General features: G+C 72.5%; 11 protein-coding genes. 10 read left to right on the top strand and 1 reads right to left on the bottom strand.

Going from position 1 to position 15,145, the window contains the following annotated elements:
• Positions 1-4 precede the first annotated feature (4 nt).
• From AA23TX_RS10195 to AA23TX_RS10160, 8 genes are all read left to right on the top strand, one after another.
• On the top strand, positions 5-838 hold the full coding sequence (locus AA23TX_RS10195) for an urea amidolyase associated protein UAAP1 (protein ID WP_155542310.1): 834 nt from the start codon (positions 5-7) through the stop codon (positions 836-838).
• Positions 835-1,470 carry an urea amidolyase associated protein UAAP2 gene (locus tag AA23TX_RS10190; protein WP_155542309.1) on the top strand — a complete coding sequence of 212 codons (636 nt, stop codon included), beginning with the start codon at positions 835-837 and terminating at the stop codon, positions 1,468-1,470. The genes AA23TX_RS10195 and AA23TX_RS10190 overlap by 4 nt, the downstream gene beginning before the upstream one ends.
• A complete protein-coding gene (gene uca / locus AA23TX_RS10185; RefSeq protein WP_155542308.1) occupies positions 1,467-4,994 on the top strand; it encodes an urea carboxylase in 3,528 nt (1,175 codons plus the stop codon). Before AA23TX_RS10190 ends, uca begins: the two co-directional genes overlap by 4 nt.
• Complete coding sequence (locus AA23TX_RS10180; RefSeq protein ID WP_155542307.1) at positions 4,991-6,580, top strand: allophanate hydrolase; 1,590 nt, start codon at positions 4,991-4,993, stop codon at positions 6,578-6,580. Before uca ends, AA23TX_RS10180 begins: the two co-directional genes overlap by 4 nt.
• A 40-nt stretch (positions 6,581-6,620) precedes the next feature.
• Positions 6,621-7,874, top strand: a complete 1,254-nt coding sequence (locus tag AA23TX_RS10175) for a hypothetical protein (protein WP_155542306.1) — start codon at positions 6,621-6,623, stop codon at positions 7,872-7,874.
• A 59-nt stretch (positions 7,875-7,933) separates the two neighbouring features.
• Positions 7,934-8,554 carry a DUF998 domain-containing protein gene (locus AA23TX_RS10170; RefSeq protein WP_155542305.1) on the top strand — a complete coding sequence of 207 codons (621 nt, stop codon included), beginning with the start codon at positions 7,934-7,936 and terminating at the stop codon, positions 8,552-8,554.
• Positions 8,555-8,741: 187 nt separating this feature from the next.
• Positions 8,742-9,932, top strand: coding sequence for a thiolase family protein (locus AA23TX_RS10165; protein ID WP_155544355.1), 1,191 nt, complete (start codon positions 8,742-8,744; stop codon positions 9,930-9,932).
• Positions 9,932-12,043 carry a 3-hydroxyacyl-CoA dehydrogenase NAD-binding domain-containing protein gene (locus AA23TX_RS10160; protein ID WP_155542304.1) on the top strand — a complete coding sequence of 704 codons (2,112 nt, stop codon included), beginning with the start codon at positions 9,932-9,934 and terminating at the stop codon, positions 12,041-12,043. Before AA23TX_RS10165 ends, AA23TX_RS10160 begins: the two co-directional genes overlap by 1 nt.
• On the opposite strand, the gene AA23TX_RS10155 is transcribed toward AA23TX_RS10160, so the two are convergent.
• Positions 12,040-12,468 carry a hypothetical protein gene (locus tag AA23TX_RS10155; RefSeq protein ID WP_230862406.1) on the bottom strand — a complete coding sequence of 143 codons (429 nt, stop codon included), beginning with the start codon at positions 12,466-12,468 and terminating at the stop codon, positions 12,040-12,042. The genes AA23TX_RS10160 and AA23TX_RS10155 overlap by 4 nt on opposite strands.
• 69 nt (positions 12,469-12,537) lie before the next feature.
• On the opposite strand from AA23TX_RS10155, the gene AA23TX_RS10150 reads away from it, so the two are divergent.
• Together AA23TX_RS10150 and AA23TX_RS10145 are read left to right on the top strand one after the other, a co-directional pair.
• Positions 12,538-14,070, top strand: coding sequence for a twin-arginine translocation signal domain-containing protein (locus AA23TX_RS10150; RefSeq protein ID WP_155542302.1), 1,533 nt, complete (start codon positions 12,538-12,540; stop codon positions 14,068-14,070).
• On the top strand, positions 14,064-15,131 hold the full coding sequence (locus AA23TX_RS10145; protein ID WP_155542301.1) for an alpha/beta hydrolase: 1,068 nt from the start codon (positions 14,064-14,066) through the stop codon (positions 15,129-15,131). The genes AA23TX_RS10150 and AA23TX_RS10145 overlap by 7 nt, the downstream gene beginning before the upstream one ends.
• Positions 15,132-15,145: the final 14 nt, after the last annotated feature.

Raw genomic sequence — 15,145 nt, 5'->3', positions numbered from 1 at the left:
GTCCATGAGCACCACCGCCACCCCCTACGGCGCCCGCGACCACGCCCGCGCCCAGGCCGGCACCGTGGTCGAAACGATGCCGTCGATCCCGGCGAGCACGTGGCCGGCACCGCCCCCCGAGGTCGCGCCCGAGGCGCTGACCTGGGCCGAAACGGTGGCCGGTGGCGGGTACACGCACAAGGTGCTGGCGCGGGGCACCCGGCTGCGGCTGACCGACGTCGACGGCGACGCGTGCGCGCACCTGCTGTTGTTCAACGCCGACGCGCCGTGGGAGCGGCTGAACGTCGCGGACACGGTGAAGGTGCAGTGGAACGCCTACCTCGGCCCGAAGGTCGCACTGCTGTCGGACCAGGGCCGGGTGCTCGCGACGATCGTCGCGGACTCCAGCGAGCGGCACGACGCACTGTGCGGAACGTCCACTGTGGATGGCAACACCGAGCGCTACGGCGACGGCGCCCCGCAGGGCCCCTCCCCCGCCGGGCTGCCGCTGTTCACCTTGGCCGCGGCCAAGAACGGCCTCGGGCCGCGGGACCTGCCGCCGAGCCTGTCGTTCTTCCAGGGGGTGTGCGTCCGGCCGGAAGGCGACCTGGACTTCACCGGGTCCGCGGGCGCGGGGAAATCCGTCGAGCTGCGGATCGAAATCCCGTCGGTCATGCTCATCGCGAACGTGGCGCACCCGGTCGACCCGCGGCCGGACTACACCGTGACGAACCTCGAAGTGCTCGCCTGGCGCGACCGGCCGTCCACTCCGGACAGTCCGGAGTGGACGCACTCGCCGGAGACGCGGCGGGCCTTCGAGAACACCGCCGACTACCTGACCGCCCGGGGGATCGCATGAGCACGGCGTACCAGTCCCAGCTGACGCTGACGTTCGACGTCGCCGCGCGCGCCCCGTTCTCGACGGTGCTCCGGCGCGGGCAGGAGCTGGCGATCATCGACCTCGGCGGCAACCAGGCCGTCGACTTCCTCTGCTACGACGCGAACGACACGGCCCAACGCTACAGTGCAGCAGCGACGATCGCGGCCCAGCGCAACATCTTCCTGACCACCGGCAGCGTCCTGCGCACCCAGGAGAGCGCCCCGCTGCTGACCGTCGTCGCCGACACCTGCGGTCGGCACGACACGCTCGGCGGCGCGTGCAGCAAGGAGTCCAACAGCCTCCGCTACGGCCAGCACACCCGTTTCCAGCACGCCTGCGTCGAGAACTTCCTCAGCGAGGGCGCGAAGTGGGGGCTGGGCAAGCGTGACCTGGTCAGCAACGTCAACTGGTACATGAACGTGCCGGTCGAAGAGGACGGCACCCTCGGCATCGTCGACGGGATCTCCGCGCCCGGCCTCGAAGTCCGGCTGCGCGCGGAGACCGACGTCCTCGTGCTCGTGTCGAACTGCCCGCAGATCAACAACCCCTGCAACGGGTTCGACCCGACGCCGGTGCGCCTGGTCGTGACGTCCCCCGGAGGCGGCGAGTGAGGCTGCTCGTCGCCAACCGCGGCGAGATCGCGGTCCGGATCCTGCGCACCGCCCGGGAGCTCGGCCTCGAGACCGTCGCGGTGTACTCCGACGCCGACCGCCTCGCCCCGCACGTGCGGCTCGCCGACCGGGCGGTGCGGCTCGGGCCGGCGCCCGCGGCGGAAAGCTACCTGCGGGCCGGCGCGATCGTCGAGGCCGCGCTCGAAACCAGCTGCGACGCCGTCCACCCCGGCTACGGGTTCCTGTCCGAGGACGCCGCGTTCGCGCGGGCCTGCGAGGACGCCGGGCTCGCGTTCGCCGGGCCGTCGCCCGGGCACCTGGAGGTGTTCGGCAGCAAGCACACCGCCCGGGAGGCGGCGATCGCCGCGGGCGTCCCGCTGCTCGCCGGCACCGGTCTGCTGTCCGATGTGGACGAAGCCGCGGCCCGCGCCGCGGACATCGGTTACCCGGTGATGCTCAAGGCGACCGGGGGCGGCGGTGGGATCGGGATGCGCGCGTGCGCCACGCCCGGGGAGCTGCGGGAGGCATGGGACTCCGTGCGGAGCATCGCGGCCAAGAGCTTCGCGAACTCCGGCGTGTTCCTGGAACGGCTGGTGCGCCGCGCCCGGCACGTCGAGGTCCAGGTCTTCGGCGACGGCTTCGGCGAAGTCCTGGCGCTGGGCACCCGCGACTGCTCCCTGCAGCGGCGCAACCAGAAGGTCGTCGAGGAGTGCCCGGCGCCGGACCTGCCGGCCGCCGTCCGGAAGCAGCTCGTCGACTCGGCCGTCGCGCTGTGCTCGTCGGTGCGGTACCGCTCGGCGGGCACGGTCGAGTACGTCTACGACCCCGAGCGCGAAGAGGCAGCCTTCCTCGAGGTCAACACGCGCCTGCAGGTCGAGCACCCGGTCACCGAGGCGGTCTACGGCGTCGACCTGGTCGCCTGGATGCTGCGGCTCGCCCAAGGCGACCGCGCGATGTTCCGCGCGGTGCCGATCGCGCGCGGGCACGCCGTCGAAGCGCGGGTGTACGCCGAAGACCCGAGCGCCGGGCACCGGCCGAGCGCGGGGCTCGTCACGCGGGTCACGCTGCCCGAAGACGTCCGCGTCGACACCTGGGTCGAACCGGGCACGACCGTCACCACCCACTACGACCCGTTGCTGGCCAAGGTGATCTGCACCGGCGCCGACCGCGACGACGCACTCGCGCACCTGCGGGAAGCGCTCGCCGTGACCCGGGTCGACGGCGTGCGCACCAACCTCGGGCAGCTGCGGGCGGCGGCCGCCGACGCGGCGTTCGGCGCGGCCGCCCACGACACGTCCACCTTGGACGGCATCGAGGACGGCGAACCCCGCATCGACGTCGTGCGCGGCGGGACGATGACGACCGTGCAGGACTGGCCGGGCCGCACCGGCTTCTGGCACGTCGGGGTCCCGCCGAGCGGGCCGATGGACGACCGTTCGCTCCGGCTGGGCAACCTCGCGCTCGGCAACCCGGAAGGCGCGCCCGGCCTGGAGTGCACTGTGGACGGCGTGACCCTGCGGTTCTCCCACCCCACCGAGGTGTGCGTCACCGGCGCACCCACCACCGCCCTGGTCGACGGGAGCGAAGTTCCCTTGTGGACACCGGTCGAGGTGCCCGCCGGGGCCACGCTCGACGTCCGGGCGTGCACCGCCGGGCTGCGCAGCTACGTGCTCGTCCGCGGCGGCGTCGACGTCCCGGCGTTCCTCGGCAGCGCGGCGACGTTCACCCTGGGCCGGTTCGGCGGGCACGGTGGTCGTGCCCTGGCCGCGGGCGACGTCCTGCAGTGCGGCCCGGCTCCCGCGGACCCCGTCGTGGGCCCGGTCGCCGACCGCCCGGAGTTCGCCGCGCACTGGACGATCGGGGCGCTCGAAGGACCGCACGCGGCGCCGGAGTTCTTCACCCCCGGCGACGTCGACGCGTTCTACGCCACGGAGTGGCAGGTGCACTTCAATTCCGCCCGCACCGGCGTCCGGCTCGTCGGGCCGCGGCCCGAGTGGGCGCGCGCCGACGGTGGCGAAGCAGGCCTGCACCCGTCGAACATCCATGACACGCCGTACGCGATCGGCGCCGTCGACTACACCGGCGACCTGCCGATCCTGCTCGGCCCGGACGGGCCAAGCCTGGGCGGCTTCGTCTGCCCGGCGACGGTCGCCACCGGCGAGCGCTGGAAGCTCGGGCAGCTGCGCCCGGGCGACACCGTGCGGTTCGTGCCGATCGACGCCGACCACGCGGCGGTGCTGCGGCAGCAGCCGGCCACCGCGGTGACGCCGACCCGGCAGGCCCGCCAGGACGGCGGGGTCCTCGGGCGACTGTCCTCTTCGGACGACGAGCCGTCGGTCACCTACCGGCGCAGCGGGGACGACAACCTGCTCGTCGAGTACGGCGAGATGACACTCGACCTGGCGCTGCGGATGCGGGTGCACGCGCTCGGGGAACGGCTCGCCGCCGAGGGCGTGCCCGGGATCGTCGACCTGACGCCGGGCATCCGGTCGCTGCAGGTGCACGTCGATCCGGACGCCCTGCCGGTCGAAAAGGCGCTCGGGCTGGTGCGGGAGCTGGAGCGGGACCTGCCGCCGACCGCCGAGCTGGAGGTGCCGAGCCGCCGCGTCCGCCTGCCGCTGTCGTGGGACGACCCGGCGACGCGCGAGGCGATCGAGCGGTACATGACCGGCGTGCGCGACGACGCGCCCTGGTGCCCGTGGAACATCGAGTTCATCCGGCGGGTGAACGGACTGTCCGATGTGGACGAGGTCTACCGGACGGTCTTCGACGCGGAGTACCTGGTGCTCGGCCTCGGCGACGTCTACCTGGGCGCGCCGGTCGCGACTCCGCTGGACCCGCGCCACCGGCTGGTGACGACGAAGTACAACCCGGCGCGGACGTGGACCGCGGAGAACTCCGTCGGCATCGGCGGCGCCTACCTGTGTATCTACGGCATGGAAGGGCCGGGCGGCTACCAGTTCGTCGGCCGGACCGTGCAGGTCTGGAACAGCTGGCACGGCGGCGAGCAGCCGTGGAACCTGCGATTCTTCGACCGCATCTCCTGGTACCCCGTGTCCGCGGACGAGCTCCTGGAGCTGCGGGCGCAGAGCTCGTCCGGGCAGCTGGAGCTCGACACCACCGACGGCACCTTCAAGCTGGCCGAGTACCAGGAGTTCCTGGCCGACAACGCGGACGGCATCGCCGGGTTCCGGGCGACGCAGGCGGCGGCGTTCGAGGCGGAACGGCGGGCGTGGGCCGCGGCGGGCGAGTTCGACCCGAAGCCGGAACCGGTGACGCTGCCGCCGAAGCGCGTCGAGGCACCGCCGGGCGGGCACGTCGTCGAGGCGCCGTTCGCGGCGACGGTGTGGCGCGTCGACGTCGCGGCGGGCGAGCGCGTCGAGGACGCGCAGTCGCTGGTGACGCTGGAAGCGATGAAGACGGAGGCGCGGATTCCCGCGCCGGCCGGCGGTGAGGTGGTCGAAGTGCTCGTGTCCCCCGGTGACCAGGTCGCCCCCGGTACGCCGCTGGTGGTGCTGGGATGAGTCTCGTGGAACGAGTTCGCGCGGCGTACCGGCGCATCGAGCAGGTCGACCGGCCGGAGATCTGGATCGACCTGCGGCCGGAAGCCGAGGTGCTGGCCGAGGCCGCCGCGCTGGAGGAACGCGGGCTGCCGCTGTACGGCAAGCTCGTCGCGGTCAAGGGCAACATCGACGTCGCGGGGCTGCCGACGACCGCGGGCTGCCCGGCCTACGCGTACCGGCCGGCGGCCGACGCCCCGATCGTCGCGCGGCTGCGGGCCGCCGGGGCGCTGGTGCTCGGCACGACCAACCTCGACCAGTTCGCGACCGGTCTGGTCGGGACGCGCAGCCCGTACGGCGCGGTGCGCAACGCCGTCGACCCGGCGTACGTCTCGGGCGGGTCGAGTTCCGGCTCGGCCGTGGCCGTCGCGCTCGGGATCGTGGATCTGGCGCTCGGTACCGACACCGCGGGGTCGGGGCGGGTGCCGGCGGCGTTCAACGGGATCGTCGGGCTCAAGCCGACGCCCGGGCTGCTGCCGACCGAGGGCATCGTGCCCGCCTGCGCGAGCATCGACTGCGTGTCGCTGTTCGCACGGACGGTCGAGGAGGCGGCGTTCGCCCTGACCTGCCTGGCCGAACCCGCGCAGGTCCACACGGGACGGTTCCGGCTGGGCATCCCGGACCGGCTGGGACCGCTGGAAGCGGGCTGGGCGGAGGCGTTCGAAGCCACCGTCGCGGAGTACGCCGCGGCGGGCGCCGAAGTGACCACTGTGGACATATCGGCTTTCCTGGAAGCGGCGAACCTGTTGTACGGCGGCGCGTTCGTCGCCGAGCGGTACACCGCCGTCGGCGAGTTCCTGGAGGCGCACCCGGACGCCGTCGACCCGGTGGTGCACGGCATCATCACCGGCGCCCGCGACATCCCGGCGCACCGGTTGTTCGCCGACCAGCGGACGCTCGCCGGGCTGCGCACCGAAGCCCTGGCCGTGCTGGCCGGCGTCGACGCGATCCTGACACCGACGACGACCGAGCACCCCACGATCGCTGCGGTGGCCGCCGATCCGGTCGCGGTCAACGCGCGGCTGGGCCGGTTCACCAACTCCACCAACCTGTTCGGGCTCTCGGCGCTGGCGGTCCCGGCGGGCACGGTGGCCGGGCGCCCGTTCGGCGTGATGCTGGCCGGCGCCCCGCACGACGACCTGAAGCTGGCCGCGCTCGCCGGGCTGCGCGGCGAGCGGGTGCCGATCGCGGTGGTCGGCGCGCACCTGCGCGGACAGCCGCTGAACCACGAGCTGACGTCCCGCGGCGGGCGGTTCGTTTCCGAGGTGTCGACTTCGGCGTCGTACCGGCTGTTCGCGCTGGACACGCTGCCGCCCAAGCCCGGGCTGGTGCGCGTCGCGTCCGGCGGCGTCGCGATCGCGGCGGAGGTGTGGGACCTGCCGGTGAAGGGGTTCGGCGAGTTCGTCTCGCGGATCCCGGCACCGCTGGCGATCGGCAAGGTGGAGCTGGCCGACGGCTCGCGCGTGTCCGGTTTCCTCTGCGAACCGGCGGCGACCGAGGAGGCGGAGGACATCTCGGAGAAGGGTGGGTGGCTGGCGTACCTGGGATAATTCGGGTGCGGACCGGTGGCGCGGCCCGCACACTGAAACCGTGAACACCCTGCCTTGCGGCCATCCGGGCCGCATCGGCACCTTGCGCCTTTGCCCGCACCTGGCTGTCGAAGAACCTCCCCCGTCCGCGCGTCACCTGACCGGCGTGGGCACGCGCTACGACCTGATCTGCGGGCTCTGCACGCCGGCCGAGCTGGTCGAAGTCTGCGAGAGCTGCGCGGATCGGGCCGACCAGGAGAGCTTCCCCGCGGGCTGGCAGGGCGAGCCCGAAATGCTGCTGCGGGACGGGGAACTCGGGGGACGCTGGTCGACGCGCCCCTGCCCGGTGCGGCCGGTGAACGACGGCTGCCTGGCGCCGATGCCCGGCGGCTGGCTCGCCCTCACCGAAGAGGGCTTCGTCCGGATCGACGAAGACGACCAGTGGCTCCTCGGGCCGGTCGAGCTGCCCGCGGAAACCTACGAAGACATCCGGGACATCCCGGACCGCCCCCGCCGCGGCCTGCACACCTCGCGGGACGGCCGGTACGCGGCGGTCGTCTCGGACTACGGCCAGTTCGCCACCGTCGTCGACCTGCGCGAGTGGCTCACCGTGCTCGACGTCGACCGGGACTGGAACGACAACGAGCTCACCCGGTTCCCCCTGGCCTTCCTCGGCGAAGGCGACGCGACCAGGGTCGTCGCGGGGACGGACTGGAACCGGCTCGACGTGTTCGCGCTGCCCGGCGGAGAGCTGCTTACCGACCGCGAAACCGCGGCGCCGGACCGCGGCGAAAAGGCTCCCGAGCACTACCTCGACTACTTCCAGGGCGCGCTCCACGTGAGCCCGTCCGAACGGTCACTGGTCGTGGACGGCTGGGCTTGGCACCCGGTCGGCATGCCGACGGTCGTCGACGTCGAAGCGTGGCTGGGCGGCGACATCCACGCGGCCGAGCGGGGGCGGACCATCACCCCCGGCCGCGACGACTGGGATCAGCCGATCGCGTGGCTCGACGACACCACGGTCGCCGTCCAGCGCATGGGGGTCTCCTCGGACGAGATGCTCGACGGCGTCGAGCTGTACGACGCGGGAACCGGCCGCCGGACCGGGATGTTCGCGGGTCCGAAGGGACCGATGTGGGGCCACCGCGGCCTGCTGTACGTCACTGCCGAAGCCGGGTTCGAGGTCTGGGACCCGGCCGCCGGCGCGCGGATCGGGTTCGCCGAAGGCTTCCGCCCGACCGCGCACGCCCCCGCGACCGGCGCGTTCGCCGAACTCCGTAACGATCAGCTGAGGATCTGGGCCGCCGTCGGATAACGACGCTCGTTCCGGGGCGGGAAACCGCCGATGACCTCGGTGAGACCCCGGAGGCGGCCATGACCACCACGACCCAGACCCCCCTCGTCCACTCCTACCTCTACCTGCGACGCGCGATCGGGCTCATCGGCCTGGCGCTGCCGATCGTCCTGATCGTGGGCAAGCAGGTCGTCCAGGGCGGCGATCTCATCGGGTCGCTCAGCGGCTACTACTACAGCGACCTCGGGAACGTCTTCGTCGGCGCGATGTGCGCCGTGGGAGTGTTCCTGCTCGCGTACTACGGCCACGACTTCATCGACAACGTCGCGAGCACGGTGGCGGGCCTCGGCGCGATCGGGCTGGCGCTCTTCCCGACGACCCCGGACCGCGACGTCTCGTCGTGGGACCGCACGTCCGGCGTGCTGCACCTGGTGTTCGCGGCGGTGTTCTTCCTGATGCTGGCGTACTTCTGCCTGCGCCTGTTCCCGCACGACGGCGAGCAGCCGGCGGGGACCGGTGTCGTCTACCGCGTGTGCGGCGTGGTGATCCTCGCCGCGCTGGTGCTCATCGCGCTGACGAGCTGGCTGCGTCTCGTCCCGGAATGGCACCCCGCGTTGTGGCTGGAGAGCGCCGCGGTGTGGGCGTTCGGCGTCGCCTGGCTCGTGAAGGGGCAGACGTTGACGCCCAAGAGTGTGCCGTAGCCCACTCGACCGGGCCACAGCACTGGTTACCGACGGGTAACAAGGGCTATCGTGCGGCTGTGACAACCGGGGCTCCGCCCCGGGCCGGGGGCTCCGCCACCCGGAACCCCCGAACGAGCAAGCCGTCTACCTCCATGGAGCATTCGTGGCCGCACCAGCAACGCCGCTCGCGCCGACCGCGCGGGGCGTGCGCACCGTCGCCTTCGTCGAGGGGGTACGGACCCCCTTCGGCAAGGCCGGCGACAAGGGCATCTACGCCGGGACCCGCGCCGACGACCTCGTCGTCAACGCCATCCGTGAGCTGCTGCGGCGGCACCCCGAACTGCCGCCCGAGCGCGTCGACGAGGTGGCCATCGCCGCCACCACCCAGATCGGCGACCAGGGCCTGACCATCGGCCGCACCGCCGCGCTGCTCGCCGGCCTGCCGAAGTCGGTTCCCGGCTTCGCCATCGACCGCATGTGCGCCGGCGCGATGACCGCCGTCACGACCGCCGCGTCCGGCATCGGCTTCGGCGCCTACGACATCGCCATCGCCGGCGGCGTCGAGCACATGGGCCGCCACCCGATGGGGGAAGGCGTCGACCCGAACCCGCGGATCATCGCCGACAAGCTCGTCGACCCGACCGCGCTCGTCATGGGCCAGACCGCCGAGAACCTGCACGACCGGTTCCCCGCGATCACCAAGCAGCGCACCGACGCCTACGCCGCGCGCAGCCAGGAGCGCTACGCCGAGGCCGTCAAGACCGGCAAGATCGGCCCCGAGCTGGTTCCCGTCGCCACCCGTTCCAAGGAGCTGGGCTGGGGCCTGGCCACCGAGGACGAGCCGCCGCGTCCGGGCACCACGCTGGAAACGCTCGCCGGGCTGAAGACGCCGTTCCGCCCGCACGGCCGGATCACCGCGGGCAACGCGGCCGGCCTCAACGACGGTGCGACCGCGTCGCTGCTGGCCGACGAGGAGACCGCCCGCGAGCTGGGCCTGCCCGTCGCGATGCGGCTGGTCGGCTACTCCTTCGCCGGCGTCGAACCGGAGGTCATGGGCATCGGCCCGGTGCCGGCCACCGAGAAGCTCTTCAAGCGCACCGGCCTGTCCATCGACGACATCGGCCTGTTCGAGATCAACGAGGCCTTCGCCGTGCAGGTGCTGGCCTTCCTCGACCACTTCGGCATCGACGACGAAGACCCGCGCGTCAACCAGTGGGGCGGCGCGATCGCGTGCGGCCACCCGCTGGCCTCGTCCGGTGTCCGCCTGATGACGCAGCTGGCCCGCCAGTTCGCCGAGCGGCCCGACGTGCGGTACGGCATGACCACGATGTGCATCGGCATCGGCATGGGTGGCACCGTGATCTGGGAGAACCCGGCCTTCGAGGGGGCGAAGTAATGACTTTCACCGCAGAAGAAGCGAAGGCCGCGTTCCCGGACGAGGTCGTCACCCACGCTGTCACGCGGCTCGTGAAGGTGCCCCGGCTCGAGAAGCCCGTCGCGCTGATCACACTGGACAACGGCCACGACCACACCCGGCCGAACACCTTCGGCCCGCAGGGGCTCGTGTCGCTGAACGCCGCGCTGGACAAGGCGTTCGAGGCCGAGCCGGCCGCGATCGCCGTCACCGGCAAGCCGTTCATCTTCGCCGTCGGCGCGGACCTGTCCGGTGTCGAGTCCGTGAGCGACCCGAAGCTGGCGCGCGAGATCGCCCAGACCGGCCACGACGTGTTCCGCCGCCTCACCGAGACGAAGATCCCGACCTTCGGGTTCATCAACGGCGCGGTCATGGGCGGCGGCCTGGAGCTGGCGCTGTCCTGCCACTACCGGACGCTCTCGGAGAACACCGCCGCCATCGCGTTCCCCGAGGTCTTCCTCGGCCTGTTCCCGGGCTGGGGCGGCACGCAGCTGCTGCCGAACCTCATCGGGCCGGACGCCGCCGTCACGGTGATCATCGAGAACGCCCTGGCGCAGAACAAGATGCTCAACGTCAAGCAGACGGCGGAGCTCGGCATCGTCGACGCGGTCTTCGGGTCCGCCGACTACCTCGAGCAGTCGCTGCTGTGGCTGGCTCGCGTGGTGAACGGCGAGATCACCCCGGAGCGTCGCGAGATCAACCGCGGCTCCGAGTGGGACGCCGCGATCGCGCGCGCCAAGTCCCTTGTGGATGGACGCACGCACGGCGCCTCGCCGGGTGCCACCAAGGCCGTCGAGCTGCTGGAGCTGGCCCGCGAGAACGATCTGGACCGCGGGTACGCGGCCGAGACCGACGGCCTGGCGGAGCTGCTCATGTCCGACGTCCTGCGCGCCGGGCTGTACTCGTTCAACCTGGTCAACAAGCGCGCCAAGCGCCCGGCCGGCGCGCCGGACAAGAACCTGGCGCGCAAGGTGAACAAGGTCGGCATCGTCGGCGCCGGCCTGATGGCCAGCCAGCTCGCACTGCTGTTCGTGCGGCGGTTGAAGGTGCCGGTCGTGCTGACCGACGTCGACCAGGAGCGCGTCGACAAGGGCGTCGGGTACGTCCACGCCGAGATCGACAAGCTCCTGGCCAAGAAGCGCGTCTCCCCCGACGGCGCCAACCGGCTCAAGGCGCTGGTCTCCGGCTCGCTCGACAAGGCCGCGTTCTCCGACGCCGACTTCGTCATCGAAGCCGTCTTCGAGGAGCTGGGCGTCAAGCAGCAGGTGTTCGCCGAGCTGGAGCAGCACGTCAAGCCCGAGGCGATCCTCGCGACGAACACCTCCTCGCTGTCGATCACCGCGATGGCGTCGAAGCTGCAGCACCCCGAGCGGGTCGTCGGCTTCCACTTCTTCAACCCGGTGGCCGTGCTGCCGCTGCTGGAGATCGTCCGCGGCGAACGGACCGACGACACCTCGCTCGCGACGGCGTTCTCGGTGGGCAAGCAGCTCAAGAAGTCCAGCGTGCTGGTGAAGGACGCTTCGGCGTTCGTCGTCAACCGGCTCCTGCTGCGCTTCCTCGGCGAGGTGCTGGTGGCGGTCGACGAGGGCACGCCGTTCGAGGTCGCCGACGGCGCGCTCGAGCCGCTCGGCCTGCCGATGTCGCCGCTGACGCTGATGCAGCTCGTCGGCCCGGCCATCGCGCTGCACGTCGGCGAGACGCTGCACGAGGCGTTCCCCGACCGCTTCACCGTGTCCGACAACCTCGCCAAGTTCGTCAAGGCGGGCAAGAAGGGCGTCTGGGTCTGGGATGACAAGGGCAACCAGTCGCCCGACCCCGAAGTCGTCGAGCTATGGACGCAGGGAGACTCTCCGTCCACTTCGGAGCAGGTGCGCGACCGGGCGCTCTCGGCCATCGCCGAGGAAATCCGGATCATGCTCGACGAGGGCGTGGTCGCCGAGGCGCAGGACATCGACCTGTGCCTGATCCTCGGGGCCGGCTGGCCGTTCTGGAACGGCGGCATCACGCCGTACCTGGACCGCTCCGGCGTGTCCGAGCGCGTGAACGGCAAGCCGTTCCTCGCCCCGGGCGTCGCCTCGGTCCCGGCGCGCTAGTACTCGCCCTCACGAGGGCACTTCGGCGGCGGCGCGGTGAGTTTCAGCTGCGCCGCCGTCGTGTCGGAGTCGATGACCGTCACCCGCTCGGCCTCGCGGAAGCGGGCGTGCAGCTCCTGCGCCCAGGTCTTCAGGTCGGTGCCGGGGACGGCGAGCAGGGAGAGGGACGGCGGGTCGACGAACACCCGCCGCGCCTTCGGGTCGGCGCGGACGGACGGCACCGCCGCCCGCATCTCGGCGTCGGCGGGGAAGACCACGATGACCGCCGCGCACAGCGTGTGGCCGGCCAGCGGTGCCGGGTTCGTGTCCACCGGCAGGTCCGGCGGGCGCTTCAGGGCCGCGACGCCGAAGGCCAGCCCCACTCCCGCGGCCAAGGCGAGCGCGACGGCCGGGGCGACCACGCGGACCAGGGGCTTCTCCTCCACGCCCAAGATCACAGCACACGTTGGCCGCCGGGACACCGCCCGTTCACCCCGGCGGCTTAGCGTCCGCGCGTGACCACCGACAGACGCCGGTTCCTCAAGGGTGCCGGGCTCGCGGCCGCCGCCGCGGGCATCCCCCTCCCCGATCTCGACGCCGACGTCGACCTGAGCCGGCTGTGCGGCCGCTACCAGTGGCTGGTCGGCGACCACCACACGCACAGCCAGTACTCCTACGACGCGATGTACCGGATCGACCAGATCGCCCGGGGCGGGCGGGCGCACGGCGCCGACTGGATCGTCTTCACCGACCACGGCCACGCCGAGCACGAGAAGGTGTCGGTCGAGCCGACCGAAGCGGACTTCCTCGCGGCCCGGCGGAAGTACCCGGACCTGCTGCTCTGGCACGGCATGGAATGGAACGTCCCGGGCGCCGAGCACGCGACGGTGTTCTTCCAGGCCGGTTCGGAGCAGGCGGCCAAGCTGCGCGAGTTCGAGCGGACCTTCGACTGGCGGCTGACGAACTCCGAGGCGTCGAGCCCGGCGAACGAGGCACTGGCGCTGAGGGCGTTGCGCTGGCTGGCCGCGGAAGAACGCGCGAAGCGGATCCACGCTCCGGTCGTGCTGATCAACCACCCGCTGCGCAACGGCCGCGTCGCCCCGCACGAGCTGCGCGCCTACCGCGACGCGGCTCCGGACATCGTGATCGGCATGGAAGGCGCACCCGGCGCGCAGGCGGACGGCTTCCCGAAACCGCTCGGCAACGGCGGCGCGCGCGGCGGCTACGCCAACAGCCCCGGCCCGAACTCCTGGCCGGGCTTCCCGGCCGAGGCGTACCGGACGTACGGCGGCTGGGACTGGGCGACGGCGAAGGTCGGGGGCCTCTGGGACTCGATGCTCGCCGAGGGCAAGCCGTGGTGGATCACCACGAACTCCGACTCGCACTACAACCGCGGCGACACGCTCGTGCGGCCCCAGGTCGCCGACGGCTGGTACGACACGCACGGGAAGTTCCCGGACCCGGTCGACACCGGCTCGCCGCAGCTGCTCGCGCCGTACGCGGACTTCTACCCCGGGGAGTTCAGCCGCACGTACGTCGGCGTGACGCGGCGAAGCCTCGAAGGCGTCCTGGAAGGCCTGCGGGCCGGGCGGATCTGGCTGACGCACGGCGGGCTGGCGCAGGACCTGCAGGTCGGCGCGCACGGCGGGGGTTCCTCGGCGACGCTCGGTGGCCGCCTGCGGGTGCGCCGCGGTTCGGACGTCACGCTGGTGATTTCGGCGCGGCTCGCGTCGCGGCCGAACGGCGGCGGCTCGGTGCCGCGGCTGGCGCGCCTGGACGTCGTCGCGGGGCCGGTCACCGGCCCGGTGACCGACCCCGACGCGATGACCGCGCCGGGTACCCGGGTCGTCGAGTCGTTCGAGCCGCGGTGGGCGCCCGGGCGGCAGGTGGTCTTCCGGCACACCTTCCGGAACGTGCGCTCGCCGTTCTACGCGCGGGTGCGCGGGACGAACCGGGACACCGAGCCCACTCCGGACGTTATCGGGCAGGCGAACCCGTTCGAGGACTTGTGGTTGTACGCGAATCCGATATTCGTGGACGTGTGCTGAACAGGAGAGTGCTGCTCGTACGAGCGGTCATGGCCGGGTTGCGGTGGCTGCTGAGCCTGCCTTCGCCGGTGCTGCGCGTCATCGCGGGCCGTCCGGTGGTGGTGGAGGGGCGGCAGCCGGTGCCAACCGCCCGCGTGCTGATGCGGGTGTCGCGCCTGGCGCCGTTCGACGCGCCGCACCAGAACGGGAGCCTCGCGCGGGCCCGCACCGAGCTGAACCTGGCGGGTGCGCTCGCCGGTGCCGGGATCTGCCGCGGCGTCCGGACCCGCGACGCTTCGTGGCCCGGGCCCGGCGGGCCGCTGCCGCTGCGGCTGTACGAACCGGCCGGCGTCCCGGCGCGCGGCCCGGCGATCGTGTACTTCCACGGCGGCGGGTTCGTGCTCGGCAGCCTGGACACGCACGAGGGCGCGTGCCGGCTGCTGGCCGAGGAGGCCGGCGTGCGGGTGGTGTCGATCGGCTACCGGCTGGCGCCGGAGGACCCGTTCCCGGCGGCGGCTTCGGACGCGGTGGCGGCTTTCACTTTCGTCCACGCGCAGGCGGCCGACTTCGGCGTCGATCCTTCGCGGCTCGCGGTGGGCGGCGACAGCAGCGGCGGCAACCTGGCGGCGGTGGTGGCCCACGCGGCGGCCCGCGGCGAGCTGCCGAAGCCGGCGTTCAGCCTGCTGCTGACCCCGGCGACGGACGCGCTCGGCGAGTCGGCGTCCCACCGGCAGTTCGGCTCGGGTTTCCGGCTCGACCGGGACGAATGGGCCTGGTACCGCGACCAGTACGTGCGCGACCCGGCGCGGTACACGGACCCGCGGGCGTCCGTGCTCTACGACGACGCCCTCGACGGTCTCCCGCCGACGTTTGTGGCGACGTGCGGCTTCGACCTGCTCCGCGACGAAGGCGAGGCCTACGCGGCCCGGCTGGCCGCCGCGGGAGTCCCGCTGGTGCACCGACGTCACGAAGGACAGCTACACGGCTTCGCGAACCGAGTCGGCATAGACCCGGACGCCCGAGCGGCCATGGTCCACGCGGCCGGAGTCCTCCGAGCCGGCCTCGCCCTGGCCCACCCGTGATCCGAGGGGAATCT

Origin of the sequence: Amycolatopsis camponoti, from assembly GCF_902497555.1 — a bacterium.
GTDB classification, from domain to species: Bacteria; Actinomycetota; Actinomycetes; order Mycobacteriales; family Pseudonocardiaceae; genus Amycolatopsis; species Amycolatopsis camponoti.
The sequence above is the reverse complement of the archived record's forward strand: the minus strand, read 5'-3'. Positions and strand labels throughout refer to the sequence as shown.